Here is a 24707-nt window from a genome sequence, read left to right as displayed (position 1 = left end):
ATTCGGGTCAGTTCTCGACGGCGGGGAGGGCCTCCAGGAGGATCTCGCGGGCCCGCACGTCGGCGGTGCGGCGCTCGGTGATGCGCACGTCCTGCGCGGCGGCCTCCTCGCGGGCCTTGGCGAGGGCGGCGCGCAGGTCGGCGAGCTGGTCCTCGCGTCGGCTCAGGTCCTTGGCGTGGTCGGCGACCTGGCCGCGGAACCACCAGTACGGGACCAGGGTGGCGAGGGCGAACAGGATCGCGACGAACCACTGGCCGGTGAAGACCATGATCGCGGCGAGCGCGAGCAGGACGGCGGCGACGCCGCCGGGGCCGGCCTTGGACGGCGCGGCCTGACCGGCCTGGGCGATGCGGGACTCGACGGCGGCGGCCTGCTTCTTGTCGTGGCCCTTGGCGGTGACCTCGACGGTGAGGGAGCGGCGCTTGACGAGGACGACGGCGGGGGGCGCGGGCGGCTCGGGCTCCTGGAGGCGCGAGCGCAGCAGCGGCCCGGCCAGGTCGAGGGCGAAGCGGCGCAGGGCGAGGGGGCCTTCGGGGTCGAACAGGTCGCGGCGCAGCAGCGAGGCGACGGTGCCGGCCGACCCGCTCCAGGTGGGGCGGCTGCTCGCGTCGGCGTCGGCGAGTTCGAGGGCCTCCATCTCCCGCACGAGCGGGAGTTCGGCGGGGCTGGGCTCCTCGATGAGCTCCTGGAGGTAGCGGTGCCAGGCCCGGTCGTCGCGGGCGGGGGCGGTGTTCTCGAAGGCGGTGGTGTCGAGGGTGGTGGTGTCGAGGACTGAGGTGTCAAGGGCAGTGGTCTCGAGAGCGGTGCCGCCGGAGGTAAGACCGCCGGACGCAAGACCGTCGGAGGTGATGCCGCCGGGAAGAACACCGCCGGCCACGGTCTCCTCCCCCTCGGCGAGGTGGGCGGCGAGGGGTTCGTAGGCCTCGGCCTTGGAGGGCCACTTGCCGTCCTCGGCGCCGAAGGTCGCGATGGCGAGGTCCCAGGCCTCCAGTTCGGTCGCGTCGACCGCGTCGGGGTCGAAGCGCTCGCGCAGAACGGTCCGGAGCTGCTCGACGGCGCCGGGCCCGAACTCGCCGAGGACGGTCTGCTCCCACAGGGTGCGCCAGCTCGCGGCGACCTGGGGCTCGGCGGTGTCGTACTCGGGGTGCCTCCGGCTCGCGAAACCCAGGTCCGTCGGCTCGCCGAGCAGGCGCAGGACGGCGGCGTCGATGAGCGCGGGCTGGTCGAAGCTGCGGCCGACGGCGAGGTTGAACAGCTCGGCACGGACCCCGTCGCGCTCGCGGGCGGCCTCGAACCCGGACTTGAGGTCGGCGAACGGCAACGAGTGCGAGGTGGCGATGGTCGAGCGCTCGCGCAGGATCAGCGGCAGGACCGCGGCGGCCGCGGGCGGCAGCCAGTAGCCGGGCACGTCCTCGAACTCGGGCGGCAGGGCCGGGCGGTTCTCGGCGAGGGCCCGGAAGGTCTTGCGGATGTCCTTGCGCGCCTGGTACTCGTCGAACTCGAGGAGCTGGAAGCGCAGTTCGGTCCAGTTGAGGACCGTGTCGATGCGCTCGGACACGCCGCTGAGCTTGGAGTCGACCTTCTTGAGGCTCTTGTCGAGCTGGCTGCGGGTCTCCTGGAGGCGGCGGTTCTGCTGGTGGCGCGCGGCGCGCTCGGCCGCGAGCTCCTCGTCGAGGTCGTTGATCGCGCGGTTCTGGTCGTAGTCACCGCTCCACCAGTTGGTCACACGGGTCATGGCACTGCTCCGGGGGTCGTCGGGGGCGGGTGGGCGTCCCCATTCTGCCCGGGGGACGCAAACGGCGGGGTCCGTGAGGGGGACCCCGCCGTTCGGCAACGATGCGGTCGGCGCTAACCGACCTTGCGGACGGCGCCGTCGCTGGCCGGGGTCGCCATGGCGGCGTAGGCCTGGAGCGCTCTGGAGACCACGCGGTCGCGGTTCACCGGGGTGAACGGCTGCTCGCGCTTCTCCTGGGCCACACGGCGTTCGGCGAGCACGGCGTCCTCGACCCGCAGTTCGAGGCGCCGGGCCGGGATGTCGATCTCGATGAGGTCGCCGTCCTCGACCAGGGCGATGAGGCCCTCGCCGGCCGCTTCGGGGCTGACGTGGCCGATCGAGAGACCGGAGGTGCCGCCGGAGAAGCGCCCGTCGGTGATGAGCGCGCACTTGCGGCCCAGGCCGCGGCCCTTGAGGAACGAGGTCGGGTAGAGCATCTCCTGCATCCCGGGGCCGCCCTTGGGGCCCTCGTAGCGGATGACGACGACCTCGCCTTCCTTCACGGACTTGTCGAGGATGCCCTGCACCGCGTCGTCCTGGGACTCGAAGACGCGCGCGGGGCCGGTGAAGGTCCAGTTCTCCTCGGGCACGCCCGCGACCTTGACGACGCAGCCGTCCACGGCGAGGTTGCCGAATAGGACCGCCAGGCCGCCGTCCTTGGTGTAGGCGTGCTCGACCGAGCGGATGCAGCCGTCCTCGGCGTCGGTGTCGAGGCTCGCCCACCGGTTCGCGGTGGAGAACGCCTCGGTGGTGCGGACGTTGCCGGGCGCGGCGTGGTACAGCTCGATCGCCTCGGGGGCGGGCCGCTCGGCGCGGATGTCCCACTTGCCGAGCCACTCGGCCATCGACGGCGAGTGGATGGTGCTCACGGCGTCGTCGAGCAGGCCGCCGCGGTACAGCTCGCCGAGGATCGCGGGGATGCCGCCGGCGCGGTGGACGTCCTCCATGTGGTACTTCGGCGAGTTCGGGGCGACCTTCGACAGGCACGGCACGCGGCGCGAGATCGCGTCGATGTCGGCGACGTTGAAGTCGAGCTCGGCCTCGCGGGCGGCGGCCAGCAGGTGCAGGATCGTGTTCGTGGAGCCGCCCATGGCCACGTCGAGCGCCATGGCGTTCTCGAAGGCCCCTCGGGTGGCGATGTTGCGCGGCAGGGCCGACTCGTCGTCGTGCTCGTAGTAGCGCTTCGCCAGGTCCATCACGACGCGCCCGGCCTCGGAGAACAGCTCGCGGCGGGCGGCGTGGGTGGCGAGGGTGGAGCCGTTGCCGGGCAGGGACAGGCCCATGGCCTCGGTGAGGCAGTTCATCGAGTTGGCGGTGAACATGCCCGAACACGACCCGCAGGTCGGGCACGCGGCCTCTTCCATCTTGAGCAGCTGCGCGTCCGAGACGTCGTCGTTCGCGGCGGCGATCATCGGGTCGATGAGGTCGAGCTTCTGGGTGACGATCCCGTCCTTGTCGACGGTCTTGCCGGCCTCCATGGGCCCGCCGGAGACGAAGACGACCGGGATGTTCAGCCGCAGGGCGGCCATGAGCATCCCGGGGGTGATCTTGTCGCAGTTGGAGATGCACACCAGGGCGTCGGCGCAGTGGGCGTTGACCATGTACTCGACGGAGTCGGCGATGATCTCGCGGCTGGGCAGCGAGTAGAGCATCCCGCCGTGGCCCATGGCGATGCCGTCGTCGACGGCGATGGTGTGGAACTCCTTGGAGACGCCCCCGGCCTCGCTGATGGCCTCGGCGACGATGTCGCCCATGTTCTTGAGGTGCACGTGTCCGGGCACGAACTGGGTGTAGGAGTTGGCGATGGCCACGATCGGCTTGCCGAAGTCGGAGTCGGTCATGCCGGTGGCGCGCCACAGCGCGCGTGCGCCGGCCATCTGGCGGCCATGGGTGGAAGTGCGTGAACGTAGCGCTGGCATGGAACAAGTCTGCCACGTCCTGAATACTGGGATCAAGCGCCCGGAACTTAGGATGCCCTTGGTTTTCAAGGCGCAGTCGAGAACATGAAACGGATCAAGTCCTGATATTCCCGATATATCCCCTTAAGGGACCCCTGGCGCAAATATAGCGCGGAGGTCCGACATCGCCGGAATGCGACTAGAACTCACGAACCATCACGCCGAGGACGAGCGCGGCCGGGCAGGGGCCGTGGCGGCGCGAGTCCTCGCCGGCGGGGTTGTCGCCGAGCAGGAAGTAGTGGTCGGGCGGGACCGCCCCGCCGGAGCCGGGCATGGGCTCACCCGGTCCGGCGGCGATCCGCTTGACCCACCACGGGGCGCGAAGCGCCCGCTCCTCGGCCCAGCCCAGGTCCGGATCGGGCGCGGCCACGACCACCACGTCGCCCACGGCCACGCGCCGGGTGCGCTTGGCGAGCACCTCGGCCCCGTCGCGCAGGGCCGGCTCCATCGAGACGCCCTCGACCTTGACCAGGACCCACCGGCGGCGAAGCTGCCGCACGCCCTCGGCGGTCAAGGCGACCGCCGCGACCAGCGCCAAGACCGAGATCCAGGCGGAGGAACCCATTACGGCAGGTCGTTGATGATGTCGGTGATGGTGCGGCGCCTGCCGGTGTAGAACGGGATCTCCTCGCGCACGTGGAGGCGGGCCCTGGAGGCGCGCAGTTCGCGCATGAGGTCGACGATGCGGTGCAGCTCGTCGGCCTCGAAGGCGAGGATCCACTCGTAGTCGCCCAGCGCGAAGGACGGGACGGTGTTGGCGCGCACGTCCGGGTAGTCGCGGGCCATCTGGCCGTGCTCGCGGAGCATGTCGCGGCGCTCGTCGTCGGGCAGCAGGTACCAGTCGTAGGAGCGCACGAACGGGTAGACCGAGACGTAGCCCTTCGGGTCCTCGGTGAGGAACGCCGGGAGGTGGCTGCGGTTGAACTCGGCGGGCCGGTGCAGGGCCATGTTGGACCAGACCGGGGCGAGGTGGCGCCCGAGCGCGGAGCGGCGGAAGTCGGCGTAGGCCTTCTGGAGGTGGTCGGAGGACTCGGCGTGCCACCACACCATGAGGTCGGCGTCGGCGCGCAGCCCGGTGAGGTCGTAGGTGCCGCGCACGGTCACGCCGAGGTCGCCGCAGTGCTTCTCGAAGAACGACTCGGAGTCGCCGGCGAGGTCCTGGCGGATCGAGGGCATGGGCTCCTCGACGCGGAACACCGACCACAGGGTGTAGCGGATGGTCTCGTTGAGCTCCCGGATGCGCTGGGCGTTCGGGTTGTTGGATTGCCGTTCAGAGGTCGGCTGCTCGGTCACGTTGCGGCCCTTCTGTCTCGAGTCGGGGTTGAAATATTCGGTGCGCTATCGGGCGAGCCGGTCGGCGATCTCGTCGGCGGCCTTCCGGCCGGAGGCGACGCAGGCGGCGATGCCGACCCCGTCGACGGCGGCTCCGGCGATCGCGATGCCGCGGTGGAAGGCCAGGGCCTCGCGGGCGGCGGCGATGCGGGCCGGGTGCCCGGGGCTGTACTGCGGCAGGGACCCGCCCCAGCGGTCGATGCGCTGCTCGACCGGTTCGGGCAGGCGGTGCCCGAGGTGCTCGCCGAGTTCGCGCAGGGCGGTCTTGGCGAGCGTGGCGTCGTCGTATTGCAGCAGGGCCTCCTCGCCGAGGCGGCCCATGGACACGCGCACGATCTGGCGGCGGCGCCCCAGGTGCGGCCACTTCTGGGAGGCGAAGGTGGCGGCCTTGACGGTCTTGCCTTCGGAGGCGGGGGTGAGGAACCCGGAGCGCTCGGGCAGCTCGATCTGGTCGAACGCGAAGGCGGCCAAGGCGACCGAGGCGTAGGCGACCCCGGAGAGCGCGGCGGCCGTCTGCGGTTCCACGTCGCGGAGCAGCTGGGCCGCGGGCTTGGCGGGCACGGCGAGCAGCACCGCGTCGGCGGTGATCTTGATCGGGTCGGGGACGGGCCCGGCGATGACCTCCCAGCCGTAGGGGGTCTGGCGCAGCTCACGGACGGTCATGCCGAGGCGGATCTCGGCGCGCGCGGCCGCGGAGGTGGCGGTGACGAGCCGGTTGAGGCCGCCGTCGACGGTGGCGAACACGGGCTTGCCGCGGGGAGCACCCGCCTGGGGAGCATCGTCGCCGGAGGCGGGCGCGGGCCGCTTGATCTCGGCCACCGCTTCGGTCAGGCGCGCATGGCGTTCGAGCGCGGCGGCGAGCTGCGGCATGACCGCGCGCACGGAGAGGCGGTCGACGTCGCCGGCGTAGACGCCGCCGAGCATCGGGGCGACGAGCCGGTCGAGGACCTCGTCGCCGAGGCGCGAGCGCACCAGGGCGCCGACGGACATGTCGGCGCCGGGCTCCAGGATCGGGCGCCCGTCGTCGGGGCGCTCCTTGGCGTCGGCGACGGCGGCCACGTCGGCGGGGTCGCCGGGGATGCCCATCATGTGCCCGGCGGGGAAGTCGACGAGTTCGCCGCCGATGCTCAACGCGGGCTTGAGCGCCGAGGGGTAGACGAGGGCGTCGCCGAGGCCGACCTCGCGGGCGAGGTCGACGGCCTCGGGCCGGGCGGCCAGGAGCGACTCGGCGCCGGTCTCGACCGGGCGCCCGGCGAAGTCGACGGTGTGGATCTTGCCGCCCAGGCGCGCGGACTGCTCGGCCACGATGATCTCGGCGTCGGGGCCGAGGCGGGCGCGCAGGCGGTGGGCGGCGGCCATGCCGGTGATGCCGCCGCCGACGACGAGGACCCGCGTCCGGCCCGGGGTGCCCGTGACGCGGGCGGGGGTCATCGGGCTCATCGCGCCGAGACCTCGTGCACGCGGTCGACGACGAGCTTGAGCTTCTCGGGGTCGGAGTCGGGGAGCACGCCGTGGCCGAGGTTGAAGATGTGGCCCTTGGCGCCGCGGCCGGATTCGAGCACGGCGTCGGTCGCGGCGAGGAGCGCGGCGTCGTCGGCGAGGATCAGCGCGGGGTCGAGGTTGCCTTGGAGGACCTTGTCGGGCAGCCGCTCCGCGGCCTGCTCGAGCGGGATGCGGAAGTCGACGCCGCTGATCTCGGCGCCGGTCTCGGCCATCGCCTCGAGGAGGTGCGCGGTGCCGACGCCGAAGTGGATGCGCGGCACCGACTGCGCGACCCCGGCCAGCGCGGCCGTGGAGTGCGGCAGGGCGAAGCGGCGGTAGTCGGCCTCCGAGAGCGCCCCGGCCCAGGAGTCGAAGAGCTGCACGGCGCGGGCGCCGGCCTCGACCTGGACGCGCAGGAACTCGCCGCAGATGGCGGCCAGGCGCGAGGCGATGCCGTGCCAGAGCTCGGGCGCGGAGTGCATGAGCGCCTTGGTCTTGGCGTGGTCGCGGGAGGGGCCGCCTTCGATGAGGTAGGAGGCGAGGGTGAACGGGGCGCCGGCGAAGCCGATGAGCGGGGTGTCGCCGAGTTCCTTGACGAGTAGGCCGATCGCTTCGGTGATGTAGCCGACGTCGCAGGGGTCGAGGTTGCGCAGGCGCTTGAGGTCGTCCTCGGTGCGGAAGGGCTCGGCGACGACGGGGCCGGTGCCGGGGACGATCTCGACGTCCACGCCGACGGCGGCGAGCGGGACGACGATGTCGGAGAAGAAGATGGCCGCGTCGACGCCGTAGCGGCGCACCGGCTGCATGGTGATCTCGCAGACCAGTTCGGGGGTGCGGCAGGCCTCCAGCATGGTGGTGGTGCCGCGGGCCGTCTTGTACTCGGGGAGCGAGCGTCCGGCCTGGCGCATGAACCAGACGGGGGTGCGGCTCGGCTGCTCGCCGCGGCAGGCCGCGAGGAACGGGGACTCGATCGGAGAAGCTGCTGCGTTCGACACGTGGCCATCCTTCCACGCCGCCGGGGCGCCCGCCCGCAGCGACGAGTGCGATGTGGCCCGCACTCGTGCGCGCACGCGAAGTGTCGCGGCTTGGAGTGGCGGGTCGAGTGGGGCCGAGTGGGAGGGCGCGGCGGCGTCGCTTGCGTAATGGGCGCCGCGGTGGTCGGGGCACTGTGGCTGGCAGCACCGAAACGGGTCGTCCACTAGGGAGGATAAATTAGCTGATTTTGCCACTATCGGGTGTAAAACGGTCTCCTGTGCGGCGGGGCAGTAGCGCGCGCAGGTTACCTGGCCGTACGGTGAACAGGTGACCGATCCCCAACCCGAACCCGAAGCCGAACTCCTCACCGAGCCGCGCGAAGGGATGCCCCCGCTCATCCAGACCTCCGCGGAGCTGGCCGAGGCCGCCGAGCGCCTCGAAGCCGGGTCCGGGCCCATCGCCGTGGACACCGAGCGCGCCTCGGGCTTCCGCTATTCGGGTCGGGCGTATCTCATCCAGCTGCGCCGGGCGGGCGCCGGCTCGGTCCTGGTCGACCCCATCCCGATCGACGACCTCGATCCCCTCCGCCGCGTCCTGTCCGGTCCCGAGTGGATCCTCCACGCCGCCAGCCAGGACCTCCCGTGCCTCGAGGAGCTCGACCTGCATCCGGCGAAGCTGTTCGACACCGAGCTGGCCGCGCGCCTGTGCGACTTCGAGAAGGTCGGCCTCGCCTCGATCACCGAGCAGCTCCTGGGCTTCCGGCTGGAGAAGCAGCATTCGGCGGCCGACTGGTCCTCGCGCCCGCTCCCCCACGACTGGCTCGCGTACGCCGCGCTCGACGTCGAGCTCCTCATCGAACTGCGCGACGAGCTCGTCGCCGAACTCGCCGAGCAGGGCAAGTCCGCCTGGGCCGAGGCCGAGTTCGAGCACGTGCGCACCGCCGGGCCGCCCAAGCCCCGCAAGGAGCCGTGGCGGCGCACCAGCGGCATCCACAAGGTCCGCGGCGCCCGGGCGCTCGGCCGGGTCCGCGCGGTGTGGGAGGCCCGGGACGCCTTGGCCCGCAAGCTCGACCGCGCCCCCGGGAAGGTGCTGCCGGACGCGGCGATCGTGGAGTCGGCCACCGCCGACCCGACCGACTTCGCCGAGCTGATGAGCCTGCCGGGGTTCCGGCGCAGGGGCGGGAGGGCGAACGCGCGGCTGTGGCTGGCGGCGCTGGCCGAGGCCCGCACGGTGCCGAACGAGGACCTGCCTTCGACGACGCCGCCGCAGGACGGCCCGCCCGCGACGCACCGCTGGGCCGACCGCGACCCGGTCGCGGCCGAGCGGCTCGCCGCCGCGCGAGAGGTGGTCGCCGAGATCGCCGAGAAGCACCGGCTCCCGGCCGAGAACCTCATCAGTCCGGCGCTGGTGCGGGGCCTGGCCTGGGAGCCGCCGAAGAAGGTCTCGGAGCAGCACGTGCGCACGGTGCTCGCCGAGGGCGGCGCGCGCGAATGGCAGATCGACCTGCTCGCCGCGGGCCTCGCCGGAGCGCTCGAGAACTGAGCCGACGCGAAAGGGCAGCGGCGCGGAGCCGTTGCCCTCGTCGGTCTCCGCCGGGGGTTCCGGTCAGTGCTCCCAGGGGTTGATCAGGGTGATGCCGAGCCCGTCGAAGTCCTTGGTGTTCCGGGTGGCGAGCATGGCCCTGCGGGAAAGGCAGATGGCCGCCATCTGGGCGTCCTCCATGGAGATCGGGCGCCCGATTCGGTCCCGTTCGGCGGTCACTCGCGGAATCATGTCGGCCGCGGCGAGGTCGAAGGCCTCGACACGCTTCGCGGAGGTCAGGCGCGGACGCGGGCTTCCAGGAGCCATTCCACGGCGTCGCGGGCGTGGTTCGGCTCGCTGATGACGCCGTCGAGCCATTCGCCGTAGGAGCAGATCGCGGGCTCGTCCTCGCCGCGCTCGATCGCGAGGTAGCCCCAGTGCTCGCTCCACATGACCTCTTGTCGCTCGCCGGTCTCCGGATCGGTCGAGGCGGTCCACTCGAACCGGACCTCGCCGACCGTCGCGGCCCGCCCGTCGATCAGGTAGTGCGAGAACTCGGGGTCCTCGACGGACGCGAACTCCGCGCCGGGCCCGCGGGTCTCGCGCAGGGAGCCCTCGACCGCGTCGAACACGGCGCGGTCGTCGGTGAAGTCCTCGATCGCGATGCCGCGGTCCGAGGCCGTGTAGCAGGAGGCCCCGGCCAGGTACGACCCGTCCCGGACGTAGTCGAAGCTGACTCTGGCGCCCTTCAGGTCGGCCTGGGCCGTGCGGGTCCAGCCCCCGTCGAACTCGGGCACCCACACGTCCTCCTCGTCGGTGAAGGTCACGTAGCCCTCGGTCGACTCGAACGGTCCGGCGTCGGCGGTGAGGTCCCGCGCGTCCGGGTGGGCCAGCGGGTTGGCCTCGGCCTCGGCCGGTTCGGAGGTCGCCTCGCTCGCCTGGGAGGTCGGCGGCTCGGCGTCGTCATCGGAGAGCACGAAGTACGCGCCGCCGGCGAGGGCGAGGAGGGCGACCGCGACGACCGCCACGACGGCGACCACCGCCCCGTTGCGGCGCGGCGGCTGCGGCATGACCGGCGGGTGGCCGTACGGATTCGGGTAGGCCCCGGGCGGGGCTCCGTACGGCGGCGCCCCATAAGGGGGCGGGCCGCCGTAGGGCTGCTGCGGAGGACCGGGCGGCGGGGCGGCGTGGGGCGGGGGCGGGATGCTCATGGCCCCAGCGTAGGCACGCGCCGCTACACGCACATTCGATGGGCGCCACCTGCGAGAACGCACCTCTTGCGGCGCGCCGGGCCCTAGGCTGGGTGGGGCCGCGACAATGAACTTACTTGCGGGTAACATAGGCTGTGACGTTGCATACCCAAAGGAGGGGCTGGCGTGAACGACACCATCCGCGATGTCGTCTTCGTCGACGGGGTACGGACCCCGTTCGGCAAGGCGGGGAAACTCTTCGAGGAGACCCGCGCTGACGACTTGATCATCCGCTGCATCAGGACGCTGCTGCGCCGCAACCCGGGGCTGCCGCCTGAGCGGGTCGACGAGGTGGCACTGGCGGCCACCACGCAGATCGGCGACCAGGGCCTCACGCTCGGCCGCACCGCCGCGCTCCTGGCCGGGCTCCCGCGAACCGTCCCGGGCTACTCCATCGACCGCATGTGCGCGGGGGCGATGACGGCCGTGACCAACGTGTCCGCCGCGATCGCCTCGCGCCAGTACGACATCGCCATCGCCGGGGGCGTCGAGTCGATGTCGAACCACCCCATGGGAGAAGGCGTCGACCCCAACCCGCGCATCATCGCGGAGAAGCTGGTCGACCCCGAAGCGCTCAACATGGGCAACACCGCCGAGAACCTGCACGACCTGTTCCCGTCGATCACCAAGGAGCGCGCCGACGCCTACGCCGTGGGCACCCAGCAGCGCTACGCCGCCGCCGTCGAGCGCCTCACCGAGGACATCACCACGATGGCCGCCCGCTCCGACGAGGGCTGGACCGTCGCAACCGCCGACGAGCTGCCCCGGCCCGGCACCACCCTCGAGGGCCTCGCGAACCTGCGGACCCCGTTCCGCCCGCACGGGCGCGTCACCGCCGGCACCGCCGCGCCGCTGACCGACGGCGCCACCGCGTGCCTGCTGGCCGACGCCGAGACCGCCGCCGAACTGGGGCTGCCGGTCGCCATGAGGATGGTCGGCTTCGCGTTCTCCGGCGTCGATCCCGAGACCATGGGCGTCGGGCCCATCCCGGCCACCGAGAAGGCCCTGGCCCGCGCCGGGCTCACCATCGACGACATCGGCCTGTTCGAGATCAACGAGGCCTTCGCGGTGCAGGTGCTGGCCTTCCTCGACCACTTCAAGATCGCCGACGACGACCCGCGGGTCAACCCGTGGGGCGGGGCGATCGCCATGGGCCACCCGCTCGCGTCCTCGGGGGTGCGGTTGATGACCCAGCTCGCCCGCGAGTTCGCCGAGCACCCCGAGGTGCGCTACGGCGTCACCACCATGTGCGTCGGCCTCGGCCAGGGCGGCACCGTCATCTGGGAGAACCCGAACTTCAAGGGGGCCAAGTAATGTACGCGACGCCGCTCGATCTTCCCGATTTCGACGAAGAGGTCGTCACCGAGGCCCACGTCCGCTACCTGGAGCCCCGCGGGCTCGGCGGCAGGGCCGCGATCATCACGCTCGACAACGGCTTCGACCACACCAAGCCCAGCTCCTTCGGGCCCGGCGGGCTCAAGAACCTGTGGCGCGCCCTCGACGAGGTCGAGGCCGCCGAGGACCTCAAGCTCATCGCCGTCACCGGGAAGCCGTTCATCTTCCTGGCCGGCGCCGACATCAAGCTCATGCCGCTGCTGGAATCGCGCGAGCAGGGCCTGGCGCTCGCCCAGGCCGGGCACGCGGTCTACAAGCGGCTCAAGGACTCCGCGGTCCCCACGTTCGCGTTCGTCAACGGCACCGCGCTCGGCGGCGGCTTCGAGCTGGCGCTGCACTGCCACTACCGGACGGTGAGCGCCAGCGCGGTCGGGCTGGGCCTGCCGGAGGTCTCGATCGGGCTCATCCCCGGTTGGGGCGGCTCGCAGATCCTGCCGAACCTCATCGGGGTCGAGAAGGCCGCGCAGGTCATCGTCGGCAACCCGCTGAACCAGAACAAGATGCTGCGCGGGACCGACCTGGTGCCGCTGGGCATCGCCGACGCGCAGTTCGAGGCCGCGGACTTCCTGGAGGAGTCGCTGGAGTGGGCGGTCAAGGTCGCCTCCGGTGAGCTGGCGGTGGAGCGCGCGGCGATCGACCGCGAGTCGTGGCCGCAGGTCGTGGCCGGGGTTCGCAAGCTCGTGGACGAGAAGGTCCACAACGCCTCGGCGGCGGCGGTGCGGGCGGTGGACCTGCTGGAGCTGGCGCGCACGGCCTCCTTCGAGGAGGGCTCGCTGGCCGAGGACGAGGCGCTGGCGGATCTGGAGGTCGGGCCGCAGTTCCAGGCGAGCATCTACGCGTTCAACCTGGTGCGCGCGCTCGGGAAGCGTCCAGAGGGCGCGCCGAGCCCGGGGCTGGCGAAGGAGATCGGCAAGGTCGGCGTGGTCGGGGCCGGGCTCATGGCCGGGCAGATCGCGCTCATGTTCGCGCGGCGCCTCGAGGTGCCGGTGGTCATGACCGACCTGGACGAGGACCGGGCGCAGAAGGGCCTGGCTTACGTGCGGGCCGAGATCGACAAGCTGGAGGCGAAGGGCCGGGCCTCGAAGCTGAAGGCCGCGAAGCTGCGTTCGCTGGTGTCGGCGAGCGCGGACAAGTCGGTGTACGGCGACTGCGATCTGGTGATCGAGGCGGTCTTCGAGGAGCTGAAGGTCAAGCAGGCGGTGTTCGCCGAGGTCGAGTCGCTCGTCCCGGAGGAGTGCCTGCTGGTCACGAACACCTCGGGGCTGTCGATCACGGCGATGGCGTCGGGTCTGGCGCACCCCGAGCGGCTGGTGGGGATGCACTTCTTCAACCCGGTGGCGGTCATGCCGCTGGTGGAGGTCATCGCGACCGAGTCGACCGACGCCGCGACGCTGTCGACGGCGTACGCGGTGGCGAAGAAGCTGAAGAAGACCGCGGTGGGTTCGGCCGACCGTCCGGCGTTCATCGTGAACCGGCTGCTGGGCCGGATGCTCGCGGAGGTCACCGGTGCGGTGGACGCGGGCACGCCGGTCGAGGTGGCCGATGTGGCGCTGGACGAGCTGGGGCTGCCGATGCGGCCGTTCGCGCTGCTGGAGCTGGTGGGCCTCCAGGTGTCGTGGCACTTGTGCCAGCACTTGAACGAGGACCTGGGGCCGCGGTTCCCGCTGTCGGAGAACCTGCGGCTGCTGGCCGAGGCGGACTTCCCGGTGTTCGACGCGGAGGCGAAGGGCAAGGGGCGGCTGACGGAGGCGGCGAAGTCGCTGGTGAAGTTGGGCGACGAGGCGTCGTCGGCCGAGGAGGTCAAGGAGCGGGTGCTCCGGGGCCTGGCCGAGGAGGTCCGGTTCATGCTCGACGAGGGCGTGGTGCCTTCGGCGAAGCAGGTCGACCTGGCGATGATCATGGGCGCGGGGTTCCCGTTCTGGTTGGGCGGGCTGACGCCGTACCTGGACCGGGAGGGGATTTCGACCGCGGTGTCCGGAAGGCCGCTCGCTCTCGGCGAGGCCGTCGATTCATAGAGTGACCAGCGGATAGGTGATCGCGGGAAGGCTCCCACGATCACGAGTGAAAGTGACGACCGTCACTTTATCTTTGCGACGAGCCCGGACTCAACCGAAAGGACGAGGCCGGGCTCGTCCCGTGTCCCGACGGGGTCGGGCGGCAGCGGTGACGCGCTCGGGCGCCGCCGACGATAGGGGCGGTACCGGGCAAACGCCCCGGCGCTGACCTACTGACGAGGAACCCCCGTCTGACCTTGGATTCTGTGGTAACGAGCGGCTTTGACCCGCGTGTTTCGGTCCCTACGGTTGCCGAGTGCAGATCACCAAGATCATCGAAGGCGTGACCGGTTCGGTCCGGAGCGCCGCCGCCGCGGTCTCCCAGCGGCTGGGCAACACCCTCGCGGGATTCAAGGACGAGCACCCCAATGGGAAGCGGGCGCGCCGCATCGCGGTCGTCGCCCTCGCGGCCGCCGTGCTCACCGGCTCGGGCGCCACCGCCGCGTGGGCCCTCGCCGGCGAGGACGAGCCGGCGGCCCCCCAGGTCGCCGCGGCCCAGGAGCCCGAGGAGTCGACCGAGGCCGAGGAGACGACCGAGGAAGCGGTCGAGGAGGCCGCCGCGGAGGAGGAGGCGACCTCCGAGGAGGCCGCCGAAGCGGAGGAGGCCGAGGAGGCCCCCGAGCCCGCCAAGGAGCCGGCCGGGCCGGTCGTGCTCGACTCGGGCACCGCCGGACTCGACTCCGAGCAGCTCGCCAACGCCGTGACCATCATCGAGACCGGCAAGGAGCTGGGCTTCGAGGAGCGCGGCTGGGCCGTCGCCCTCGCCACCGCGATGCAGGAGGCGAAGATGTACAACGCCGCCTCCGAGGCCGTCCCGGAGAGCTTCGAATACACCGACTCCTCGGTGACCTACTCCGACCACGACTCGGTCGGCATCTTCCAGCAGCGCACCTCGATGGGCTGGGGCTCGGTCGAGGAGCTCATGGACGTGAGCACCTCGGCGAGCAAGTTCTACAACACCCTCGCGAAGGTGAGCGGCTGGGAGGGCATGTCGATCGCCCAGGCCGCGCAGGCGGTCCAGATCTCGGCGTACCCCGACCACTACGCCCAGTGGGAGGACGAGGCCTGGACGATCATCGAGGCCTACGAGTCCGCCTAGCGCGAAACGCTTATCCTCCTCCCGACGGAACGGGCCCCGCAGCATCGCTGCGGGGCCCGTTCCCATCGCTGCGGGCGCTCGCGGCACCGGTCGCGGCCCGAGGCCGATCGCCCGAACGTTCGCGGGCGGGCCCGACGCCGCACGTCCGGTGCGCGGGAAGGCACCGGCCCGGCAGTGGTCCGTTTAGAGGAATCCTGAAGAATTCGGTGTCGGATCCTTCACCCGGAGGAGCGGTCCGTTGTGCGACATGCACAAAATGTGTCCGAATTGCCCGACCGAGCATTTGACAGGCCCGCCACACTGTGCACATGACAACGTACAACTGCCCACGCTGCGGACGCCCCTCCACGGCCGAGCGATGCGCTTCGTGCGGACGCGGACCCGAACCGCTGCTGTCGCGGCTCAGCGAACTCGACGCGGTCCTGGCCGCGATGCCCGCGACCCTCCAGAGCCGCGCCGCCGTCGAGACCGAGCGCCGCGGGGTCCTCGGCGACCTCGCCGAGGTCGCCGCGCGCTACCGGGCCGAGGCCCAGGCCGCGCACACCCCGCCCGGGCCGCAAGCGCCCGGACCCGCCCCGACGACCCCGGCCGTGCCGGGCCGACCGGTCTCGCAATCCGGTCCCGAGACGCAGGGCGCGGCCGAAGCCACCCCGCCCGCACCCGCCGCGCAACCGGGTCAAGGCACCTCGCCGCTCGCGCCCGGCGCGCCGACCGGACCGCACCCGGCGGGCCGGCAGACGCCGCAGGCCCCCGCCTCGCCGCAGACGCCCACCGGAGCCGCACCGCAGCACCCGACGCCCGCAGCGACGCCGCACGGAGCGCCCCAGCCGCCGAACACGCCGCCCGGCGGCGCACCGGCGGCCCCCGCCTACCCGATGCCGCCCGGCTCGCCCTACGCCCCCAAACGCGACCGCGGCGAAGTCGGCACCAAGACCGTCCAGACCGTGCTCCTGAGCCTCGGCGGCCTCCTCGTGGCCGCCGCGATCATCATCTTCACCGCCGTCGCCTGGCGCAACCTCGGCGACGGCGGCCGGGCCGCCATCCTCGGCGGCGTGACCCTCCTGCTGCTCGCCGTCCCGTTCGCGTTCAAGCGGTTCCGGCTGTGGGCCACCGCCGAGACCTTCGCGGCCCTCGCCTCGCTCGCCCTGTGGTGCACCACCTTGGCCGGGTACTACCTGTACCGGCCCGAAGGCGCCGACTTCGGCCCCGAGACCGTCGGCACCTGGACCGCCGGGGTCCTCGCCGTCCTCGCCCTCTACCGGGCCTGGGCCCGACTCAGCGCCACCAGCTGGGCGCTCCTGCCGCTCGCCGCGGTCGGCGCGTCCTTCGCGGCCGCCAGCTCCCTCGGCAAAGCCGTGGTCCTCATGCTCACCATCGCCCTCGTGCTCGGCGCCGCCGCCTGGATCACCGCCAACCGCCCGGCCCCGTTCGGCCGCTCGGACCTTTGGGCCTCGCGGTTCCTCACCTGCGCCGCGGTCGTCGCCGGCTGCTCGGCGGGCCTGCGCGCGGCCTTCGGCCTCGACGGGCCCGTGGTCCCGCCCGTGGCCGCCGCCGTCGCGCTCCTGGCCGCCGCGAACCTCATCGGCGTCCACTTCGCCCGCCGCCTCGGCGTCTCACCGACGACCATGCTCGTGGCCGCCTCGGCCGCCGGATCGCTCGTGCTGTGCGCGTGGACCCTCGCGATCCGCTCCGCATCGGCCGAGCTCGTGATCCCCTCGCTCGCGCTCCTCGCCGCCGCGCTGCTCCCGCTCATCCTCCTCGGCGGCAAGGACGCGTGGCCGCTCGCCGCGGCCGCCACCGCCGGGCTCACCGCCCTCGCCGCGTTCGCCGCGGTCACCTTCGACGCCCCGGACCTGGCCGCCTACCTCGTCGTGTTCCTCGCCGCCCGGCTCATCGCGCCGCGCGTGCCCGAACCGATGGCCGCCGCCCTCCGCACCGCGTCCTACGTGGTCGGCGCGGGCACCGCGCTGACGGCCTCCATCGGGGCCCTCGGCGGCCTCGCGGTCCTGGCCGAGACCGCCGAACCCGGCGGACTGTTTACCTGGGAGACCCCGATCGTCCTGGCGGCCTTGGCGTTCGCCTCGGTGCTGCTCCCCCGCAGGTACCGGCTCGACGCCGTGGCCCTCGCGGTGACCTTCGCGGTCGTCTCCACGGTGATCCTGGTCTGGCACGGGGACCCGGTCCGCTTCGACGCGCTCCCGACCTTCGGGTTCATCGTCTGCGCGATCATCGGCCTGACCACCGCGATCGGCTCGGGCACCCTCGCCGGCCGGTGCACCGGCTGGGTCGCGGTCACCGTCTGGGCCCCCATCACCGCCGGCTCGGCCGCCGCCATCGAACGGCTCGACGTCGCCGACGAGTGGATCCCGCTGTGGCTCACCGCCACCGCCGCCCTCATGCTCGTGGCCGCCGTCGGCGTGCCGCGCAAGAGCCGCCCCGACCGGGTCCTGGCCGCGATCCTCGCCCACGTCCTCGCGGGCTTCTCGATCGGCATCGCCGGACTCGCCGAATGGCTCAACGCGGTGTTCGCCGGCGACGAGCGGACTCTCTTCGTGCCCGCCCAGTTCGGCATCTACACCCTCGCCCTGGCGGGGGCCGCGATCATGGCCCCGGTCCGCAAGTGGGGCTACACGATCACCGCGCTGTGCACCGGCACGCTCGGATGGTGGACGCTCCTGGCGGCCCTGGACGTCACGGTCCTGGAGGCCTTCACCGCGCCGCCCGCGGCGATCCTGTTCGCGATCGGCCTGTGGCGCCTGGAGCGCCGACCCCAGGCCGGGTCGTGGTCGACCCTGGCCCTGCCGATCATCGGCGGCATCGGGCCGAGCCTCATCCTGGCGCTCGGCGACGCCGACGCGGCACGGCGCGTGGGCGTCGGCGCGGCGGCCATCGTCGTCATCATCGCGGGACTCCAGCGGCGCTGGCAGGCGCCGCTGCTGCTCGGGTCGATCGCGCTGGCGGTCGTCACGATCAACGAGCTGACGCTGCTGTGGCACCTCATCCCGGTGTGGATCCCGCCGGCGATCGGCGGCGTGATCCTCATCGGAGCGGGCGCAACGTTCGAGAAGCGCCGCCGCGACCTGGCGCGGATTCGAAGCGGTCTGAAATCGATGCGGTAGGAATGCAACCGACAAGCGCCCGGCGGGCGTCTTAAGAGCAGCACCAGGCGCGGCGGGTCCTACAGGGCCCGCCGCGCCGCTTCGTTCTAGTGGTGGTGGTGCGCTTCGGCTTCGCCGCGGCGGTGGACCTCGCCCGCGAGGCGGTCGGCGATCGCGGCAGAGGTCAGGCCCAGGTCGGCGAGGAGCTGGGCGCGCGAGCCGTGCGGGTGCCAGCCGCGCTCGACCGCGAAGTCGACCAAGGGCACTTCCTCGCCGGCGTCGCGCAGCGACTGCGCGAGCGCGTCGCCGAAGCCGCCGGTGCGGATGCCGTCCTCCATCGTGGCCACCAGCGGGTACTGGCCCGCGAGCTTCACCAGCGGCTCGGGCACCGGCGAGATCCACCGCGGGTCGACCACGGTCGCCCGGATGCCCTGCTCGGCGAGGAGGGACGCGACTTCCACGGCCATCGCGGCGAACGATCCGCACGCGACGATGAGCAGTTCGTCGTCCTCGTGCTTGACGAGCACGTCGAGGCCCTCGTGGACTTCGACGGCGGTCAGGTCGGCCTCGGGGATCGCGCCGGTCGGGAAGCGCAGCATCGTCGGGCCGTCGTCGACCGACAGCGCCTCGGCGAACTCCTCGCGCAGCGAGGCGGCGTCGCGGGGGGCCGCGATCCGCAGACCGGGCACGACCCTGAAGATCGAGGTGTCCCAGATGCCGTAGTGGCTCGGCCCGTCGGGGCCGGTGACCCCGGCCCGGTCGAGCACGAACGTGACCGGCAGGCGGTGCATCGCCACGTCGAGCACGGTCTGGTCGAACGCGCGGTTCATGAACGTGGAGTACACGGCCACGACCGGGTGCAGGCCGTTCATGGCCAGGCCCGCGGCGGAGGTGACGGCGTGCTGCTCGGCGATGCCCACGTCGAAGACCCGCTCGGGGTGGCGCTTCATGAGCTTGTCGACCCCGGTCGGACCGGGCATCGCGGCGGTGATCGCCACGACCTCGGGCCGCAGGTTCGCCTGCGCCACCAGCTCTTCGGCGAACACGCCGGTCCAGCGGCGCTTCGAGGCGCCGACCAGTTCGCCGGTGATCGGGTCGAACGCGGCGGGCGAGTGCATCTGCTCGGCCTCGTCGGCGCGGGCCGGGGCCCAGCCGTGGCCCTTCTCGGTGAGGGCGTGGACGATCACGGGGCCGCCGAAGCGCTTGGCGCGCTCCAGCGCCTCGGTCAGCTCGGCCACGTCGTGGCCGTCGACCGGGCCGACGTACTTGATGCCGAGGTCGGAGAACATGCCCTGCGGGGCGAGGGCGTCCTTGATGCCGGTCTTGGCCGCGTGCAGGCCCGCGTACGCCGCGCGGCCGACCAGCGGGATGCGCTCGACGAGCTCCTGGATCCGCTTGAGCGTCGGCTCGTAACCGGGGTTGAGGCGAAGGCCCGACAGGCGCTTGGCGAGGCCGCCGACAGTGGGCGCGTAGGAGCGGCCGTTGTCGTTGACGACGATGACGAGTTTGAGGTCCTCGCGGGCGGCGATGTTGTTGAGCGCCTCCCAGCACATGCCGCCGGTGAGCGCGCCGTCGCCGACGAGGGCCACCACGTGGCGGTCGGAGCCGGAGAGCGCGTGGGCCTTCGCGAGGCCGTCGGCGTAGGACAGGGCCGTGGAGGCGTGGGAGTTCTCGACGAGGTCGTGCGGGGACTCGGCCCGGCTCGGGTAGCCGGTGAGGCCTCCGCGCCCGCGCAGCCCGGCGAAGCGGTCGGCGCGGCCGGTGAGGGCCTTGTGGACGTACGACTGGTGGCCGGTGTCGAACACGATCTGGTCGTGCGGGGAGTCGAAGACCCGGTGGATCGCCATGGTCAGCTCGACGACGCCGAGGTTGGGGCCGATATGGCCGCCGGTCCTGGCGACCGCGTCGACCAGGAACGCGCGGAGCTCCTCCGCGAGCGCGGGGAGGTCGGCCTCGTCCAGCGACTTGAAATCGGCCAGCCTGCCGATGCCTGACAGCAGCGGGCCCATCTCGGTTTCGTCGTGCGAGTTCATAAGCGGGAAGTCTAACGGTGACGACGCGGACGCGGTACCGCCGCGAGGACCGCTGGGACGTGTCTCATGGGGTCCTCGCAGGGCTCGGCGGGCGCGGCGGCGGGCCCGCCGGGTCGGTCACGGTTCGCTCGCGGGGCCGTCACGGGGAGCGGTTCTGGACCGACTTCGCTCGGCCGCACCGGAAGTTCATCCGAAAGAAGGACATCGGGCGCGAGTGTCGCAAAGCCGTCACTCCCCGAAAGGGACACGCCGCACGAAAGACCGGCTCGTCCGTGATCGAAATGTGATCATCCCAACATGGATCTCATCGACCTGCACCAGAACACTGAATGGCCCGCGCGCCTCGATCAGGTGTTGAGCTCCTCGCCGGTGGACTGGGCGGACCGGCGCACGAGCGTGCAGACCGTGGCCCCGCCCGGCCTCGCCCGCCTCCAACGCATGTCGGCGGTGCCGCGCTTCGACCTCGACGCGGTCGACCCCGAGGTGTACGAGGGCATCCTGGCGGACGCCCTGGCCGCCGCCGCTCGCGGCGGCGCGGTCTACACCGAGCTGCGGCTGCCGCAGGAGTCGGTGGTGTACCCGCAGTTCATGGAGCGGTTCGAGGCGGCGCGGGCGAGCGTCACCGAGATCTACCCGGACTTCGACGCGGGCGCCGTCTTGAGCATGAACCTGTGGGACCCGATGCTGCGGGAGCTGTGCGACGCGTTCGGCGACGCTGCGGCGGCGGGCCTGGCTGGAGTCGAGATCATCTACGTCCCGTATGCGGCCGAGGCGGACTGGACGCGCGGGCGGGTCGTGGCCGAGGCCGCCGGCGCGGCGGGACTGGGCGTCACCGTCCCCGCGGGGGCCTTCAACGGCTCGAACCTGGCGTCGCTGGCCGAGATCGAGCAGATCGGGCGCATCGGGCACGCCGTCGGCGCGGCGAGCGACCCGGGGATCATGCGGCTGCTCGCCGAGCGCGACGTGACCGTGGAGGTGTGCCTGACCTCGGCGGTGGTCCTGGGCATGGTCCCGAGCCTGGAGGCGCACCCGCTGCCGCGGTTCCTGGAGGCGGGCATCGCGGTGGTGCTGGGCACGGACTCGCCGATGCGGATGGGCACCGACATCGCCGGCGAGTACGAGAAGGCCCGGGCACTGGGGCTCGGGGAGACGGAACTGGCGGCCATCACCGAGCGGGCGAAGGCCGCGCGGCTGCCGTAGCGGGGACCGCGAATGCCCGGGCAACTGGACCGCACCTCTCGAGCCATCCCGCCGAGCCATGCCGCCGAACCACGGCACCGAACCATGCGGTCACGGGACGGTCTCGAAAGCGTCAAGCCGATGCGTCAATTCTTAGGAATGTCAGATTGTAGACAATCGAACCGAAAGCAGATCGACAAACGATATCAGGCCTCTCACCTGCGAAAACGTGCGAATCACACTTCCCGTGTCGGCCTTCTCACGTAGTGCTCGGGTTGAAAATGCACAGGTGTTGACTAGTGTTTCACCAGTTGCCGCCCCGACGGAAACCCGCGCGCCCGCGAGCTCGAGCCCCCGATTCGTCGACTCGCACCGGCGCCACGAAAGGACGTAATGCCCGCGATCGCAGTGGAATCCCTGTACAAAGTCTTCGGCAAAGGCGCCCAGAAGGCCGTCCTCCAGCTTCAGGACGGCGTCCCCCGCGAAGCACTGAACGCTCGGAACGTCACCGCCGCGGTCATCGACCACAACTGGCAGATCGAAGCCGGCGAGATCTTCGTGGTCATGGGCCTTTCCGGGTCCGGCAAGTCCACCCTCATCCGGATGCTCAACGGCCTCATCAAGCCCACGGCCGGGAAGATCTTCATCGACGGCGTCGACCTCGGGGCGCTCTCGCCGCGCGATCTGCGCCGCCTGCGCCGCGAGAAGATCAGCATGGTCTTCCAGCACTTCGCGCTCCTCCCCCACCGCACCGTGGTCGAGAACGTCGCGTTCGGACTGGAGATCAAGGGCCTGAGCAAGGCCGAGCGGCTGGAGCGCGCCAGGGAGGCGGTCGAGCTCGTGGGCCTCACCGGCCACGAGGACAAGCTCCCCGCCCAGCTCTCCGGCGGCATGAAGCAGCGGGTGGGCCTGGCCCGCGCGCTCGCGGCCGACACCGAGATCCTGCTCATGGACGAGGCCTTCAGCGCCCTCGACCCGCTCATCCGCCAGGAGATGCAGGACCAGCTCCTCGACCTCCAGGGCAAGCTCGCCAAGACCATCGTGTTCATCACGCACGACCTCAACGAGGCCATGCGCATCGGCGACCGGATCGCCGTGTGCGACGGCGAGGTCAAGCAGCTCGGCACCGCTGAGGACCTCCTGCTGCACCCGGCCGACGACTACGTCGCCGAGTTCACCGCCGACGTCGACCGCAGCCGCGTGCTCACCGCCGAGGCGGTCATGGAGCCGTGCGGCGCCACCGACACCAGCGAGTTCACCACCGTCGAGTCGGGCGTGCCGGTCAACGAGCTGTACGAGCCGGTCCTCAACTCCAAGGCCCCCTTGCTGGTCGTGGACGACAACGACGACCCGCTCGGCGTGGTCACCCCCCGATCCATCCTCAAGTCCCTTGCCCCCGAACCAGACACCGAGCCCCAGGCCGAGCCGGACCCCGAGCCCGGCACGGACCGCGGAGCCGAAGAGGAGCGCCAGCCCGCATGATCGACTACCTCCGCGACTGGTTCTGGACCTACGTCTGGAAGCCGCTGCCCGAACTCGCCATCGGCGACTGGATGGAGTCCGCCATCCGCTGGGCGCGCGCGACCTGGGCGCCGTTCTTCACCGGCATCAAGGACTTCCTCGAGTTCCTCTACTCCAACCTCGCCGACGCGCTCCTGTGGCTGCCTTCGGGCCTGATGGTCCTGGTCTTCGCCGCAGTCGCGTTCGCGGCCAAGGGCTGGAAGCTGGGCCTGGGCATGGGCGCGGGCATGTTCGTCGTCGCGTGGATGCCCTACTGGGAGGAGACGATGGAGACCCTCGCGATGGTCATCGTCTCGGCGCTGATAGCGACGATCATCGCCGTGCCGCTGGGCATCCTCGCCTCCGAGAACCGGACCGTCTCGACGTTGACGCGGCCGGCGCTGGACTTCATGCAGACGCTGCCGGCGTTCGTGTACCTCCTGCCGGTGGTCATGCTCTTCCGCGTCGGCGTGGTGCCCGGCATCATCGCCACCATCATCTTCTGCATGCCGCCCGGCGTGCGCTTCACCGAACTGGGCCTGCGCCAGGTCGACAAGGAGGTCGTCGAGGCCGGGCAGGCCTTCGGCGCCTCGCCCGCGTCGATCCTCGCCCGCATCAAGCTGCCGCTCGCGCTGCCGACGATCATGGCCGGCCTCAACCAGGTCATCATGCTCGCACTGTCCATGGTGGTCATCGCGGGCCTGGTCGGCGGCGGCGGCCTCGGCGAGATCATCACGAACTCGCTCAGCCGGGTCGACCTCGCCTCCGGCTTCAACGCCGGACTCGCCGTGGTCTTCCTCGCCGTCTTCCTCGACCGCGTCACCCAGGGCCTGTCCGACCGCACGCCGGTCGCCCGCGCGGCCCTCCTCACGCAGTGACCCCTTCCACGACCACCGGATGAACCCAACCGCCCGAAAGGAAGCGACCTTCATGCAACGTCGTTCGATCATCAGAGGCGCCGTCGCAACCGGCGCCGCCGCCACCATGGCCTTCGGCCTCGCCGCCTGCACGGTCGAGAGCGAGGACGGCGGCGACGAGAGCACCGAGAACGTCGACCTCATCCCCGAAGGGGAAGGCGAGATCACCATCGGCTACATCAACTGGGACGAGGCCGTGGTCGCCACCGGGCTGTGGGACCGGATCCTCAGCGACGCCGGCTACACCGTCACGACCCAGGAGTTCGCCGACGCCGGGCCGCTGTTCGAGGGCATCGCCGCGGGGGACATCGACTTCTTCCTCGACGGCTGGCTCCCGGTCACGCACCAGAACTACCTGGACGAGTACGGCGACGACCTCGAGGACCTCGGGATCTGGCTGGACGACGCGGACCTGACCATCGCCGTGCCGACCTACGTCGAAGGCGTGGACTCGCTGGCCGACCTCAACGACAACGCCGATCTGTTCGGCGGCCAGATCATCGGCATCGAGGCCGGAGCGGGCCTCACCCAGATCACCGAGAGCGAGGTCATCCCGACCTACGGGATCACCGACCTCGACCTGGTGACCTCGTCGACCGCCACGATGCTGACCGAGCTGGACGCGGCGTACGCGGCCGAGGAGCCGATCGTGGTGACCCTGTGGATGCCGCACCGCGCTTACGGGCAGTACGACCTGAAGAACCTGGAAGACCCCGAGGGCGCCCTCGGCGCCGGCGAGTCGATCCACACGCTGACCCGCACCGGCTTCGCGGCCGACTTCCCGGAGATCGCCGAGGCGCTCGGCGGCTTCACGATGACCGTGGAGCAGGTGCACGAGCTGGAGGGCGCGGTCTTCCTCGACCACGACGGGGACGTCGACGCGGGCGTCGAGGCCTGGATCGCCGACAACGACCTGTCGACGCTGATCTCCTAGTCAGGCACGCGCGCGGGTTCCATGGCAGGAAGAGGACCATAGCCGGTGCGACCGCGCGCGACAGGGCCGCCGATGGCGAAGCCGTAGGCGACCCGACCGCTCGCCCCACAGCGGGCGGCAGGGGGGGCGGGACCGGAGCACTCCGGTCCCGCCCCCGCTTCAGTTTTCGAGACCACGCCCCACGCCCCACGCCCCACGCCCCACGC

The 24707-nt window shown here is 71.7% G+C and carries 18 protein-coding genes; 9 read left to right on the top strand and 9 right to left on the bottom strand.

The genetic code is table 11. The annotated features are described in order from the left end of the window. Positions 1–7 precede the first annotated feature (7 nt). The 6 genes from IF12_RS0102950 to hemE all read right to left on the bottom strand — a co-directional run bounded on the left by IF12_RS0102950 (position 8) and on the right by hemE (position 7541). Entirely contained in the window at positions 8–1735 is a 1728-nt protein-coding gene (locus IF12_RS0102950; protein ID WP_030154370.1) for a hypothetical protein, read from the bottom strand. Between the two features lie 113 nt (positions 1736–1848). Next, positions 1849–3693, bottom strand: a complete 1845-nt coding sequence (ilvD, locus tag IF12_RS0102945; protein WP_030154368.1) for a dihydroxy-acid dehydratase — start codon at positions 3691–3693, stop codon at positions 1849–1851. 178 nt (positions 3694–3871) lie between these two features. Beyond that, a complete protein-coding gene (locus tag IF12_RS22570; protein WP_051703893.1) occupies positions 3872–4297 on the bottom strand; it encodes a S24/S26 family peptidase in 426 nt (141 codons plus the stop codon). Further along, entirely contained in the window at positions 4297–5025 is a 729-nt protein-coding gene (gene hemQ, locus IF12_RS0102935) for a hydrogen peroxide-dependent heme synthase (protein WP_051703892.1), read from the bottom strand. Before hemQ ends, IF12_RS22570 begins: the two co-directional genes overlap by 1 nt. A gap of 45 nt (positions 5026–5070) precedes the next feature. Further along, the gene (gene hemG, locus IF12_RS0102930; RefSeq protein WP_231492314.1) at positions 5071–6504 is read right to left on the bottom strand and encodes a protoporphyrinogen oxidase; all 1434 of its coding nucleotides are present in this window, start codon (positions 6502–6504) and stop codon (positions 5071–5073) included. Continuing rightward, positions 6501–7541 carry a uroporphyrinogen decarboxylase gene (gene hemE, locus IF12_RS0102925; RefSeq protein WP_030154363.1) on the bottom strand — a complete coding sequence of 347 codons (1041 nt, stop codon included), beginning with the start codon at positions 7539–7541 and terminating at the stop codon, positions 6501–6503. Before hemE ends, hemG begins: the two co-directional genes overlap by 4 nt. Before the next feature lie 307 nt (positions 7542–7848). Here hemE and IF12_RS0102920 point away from each other — a divergent pair, with 307 nt between their 5' ends. After that, positions 7849–9063 (top strand): ribonuclease D, encoded by a 1215-nt coding sequence (locus IF12_RS0102920; protein WP_030154361.1) that lies wholly within the window; start codon positions 7849–7851, stop codon positions 9061–9063. Positions 9064–9126: 63 nt separating this feature from the next. Here IF12_RS0102920 and IF12_RS25410 read toward each other — a convergent pair whose 3' ends face one another. Further along, positions 9127–9282 carry a hypothetical protein gene (locus IF12_RS25410; protein ID WP_156036798.1) on the bottom strand — a complete coding sequence of 52 codons (156 nt, stop codon included), beginning with the start codon at positions 9280–9282 and terminating at the stop codon, positions 9127–9129. A 56-nt stretch (positions 9283–9338) separates the two neighbouring features. Beyond that, positions 9339–10253: a hypothetical protein gene (locus tag IF12_RS25985; RefSeq protein ID WP_197034582.1), complete on the bottom strand. Its 915-nt coding sequence runs from the start codon at positions 10251–10253 to the stop codon at positions 9339–9341. A gap of 165 nt (positions 10254–10418) precedes the next feature. Between IF12_RS25985 and IF12_RS0102905 the strand changes: the two genes are divergently transcribed. The 4 genes from IF12_RS0102905 to IF12_RS0102890 all read left to right on the top strand — a co-directional run bounded on the left by IF12_RS0102905 (position 10419) and on the right by IF12_RS0102890 (position 17959). Further along, complete coding sequence (locus IF12_RS0102905) at positions 10419–11606, top strand: thiolase family protein (protein WP_197034581.1); 1188 nt, start codon at positions 10419–10421, stop codon at positions 11604–11606. Beyond that, positions 11606–13702 carry a 3-hydroxyacyl-CoA dehydrogenase NAD-binding domain-containing protein gene (locus IF12_RS0102900; protein ID WP_030154353.1) on the top strand — a complete coding sequence of 699 codons (2097 nt, stop codon included), beginning with the start codon at positions 11606–11608 and terminating at the stop codon, positions 13700–13702. The genes IF12_RS0102905 and IF12_RS0102900 overlap by 1 nt, the downstream gene beginning before the upstream one ends. 295 nt (positions 13703–13997) lie before the next feature. Further along, positions 13998–14840, top strand: a complete 843-nt coding sequence (locus IF12_RS23685; protein ID WP_051703890.1) for a hypothetical protein — start codon at positions 13998–14000, stop codon at positions 14838–14840. A gap of 308 nt (positions 14841–15148) precedes the next feature. Further along, complete coding sequence (locus tag IF12_RS0102890; RefSeq protein WP_133884233.1) at positions 15149–17959, top strand: proline-rich domain-containing protein; 2811 nt, start codon at positions 15149–15151, stop codon at positions 17957–17959. 86 nt (positions 17960–18045) lie between these two features. On the opposite strand, the gene dxs is transcribed toward IF12_RS0102890, so the two are convergent. Then, a complete protein-coding gene (gene dxs, locus IF12_RS0102885; protein WP_035748232.1) occupies positions 18046–19971 on the bottom strand; it encodes a 1-deoxy-D-xylulose-5-phosphate synthase in 1926 nt (641 codons plus the stop codon). A 297-nt stretch (positions 19972–20268) separates the two neighbouring features. Between dxs and IF12_RS23680 the strand changes: the two genes are divergently transcribed. From IF12_RS23680 to IF12_RS0102865, 4 genes are all read left to right on the top strand, one after another. Beyond that, complete coding sequence (locus tag IF12_RS23680) at positions 20269–21171, top strand: hypothetical protein (protein ID WP_030154345.1); 903 nt, start codon at positions 20269–20271, stop codon at positions 21169–21171. 372 nt (positions 21172–21543) lie between these two features. Continuing rightward, positions 21544–22632 carry a glycine betaine/L-proline ABC transporter ATP-binding protein gene (locus IF12_RS0102875; protein WP_030154343.1) on the top strand — a complete coding sequence of 363 codons (1089 nt, stop codon included), beginning with the start codon at positions 21544–21546 and terminating at the stop codon, positions 22630–22632. After that, positions 22629–23528: a proline/glycine betaine ABC transporter permease gene (locus IF12_RS0102870; RefSeq protein ID WP_051703889.1), complete on the top strand. Its 900-nt coding sequence runs from the start codon at positions 22629–22631 to the stop codon at positions 23526–23528. The genes IF12_RS0102875 and IF12_RS0102870 overlap by 4 nt, the downstream gene beginning before the upstream one ends. A 52-nt stretch (positions 23529–23580) precedes the next feature. Further along, complete coding sequence (locus IF12_RS0102865) at positions 23581–24501, top strand: glycine betaine ABC transporter substrate-binding protein (protein ID WP_030154339.1); 921 nt, start codon at positions 23581–23583, stop codon at positions 24499–24501. Positions 24502–24707 lie beyond the last annotated feature (206 nt).

It is taken from the genome of Glycomyces sp. NRRL B-16210 (genome assembly GCF_000719515.1).
Lineage (GTDB): Bacteria > Actinomycetota > Actinomycetes > Mycobacteriales > Micromonosporaceae > Glycomyces.
This window is presented reverse-complemented; position numbering and strand designations above follow the sequence as displayed.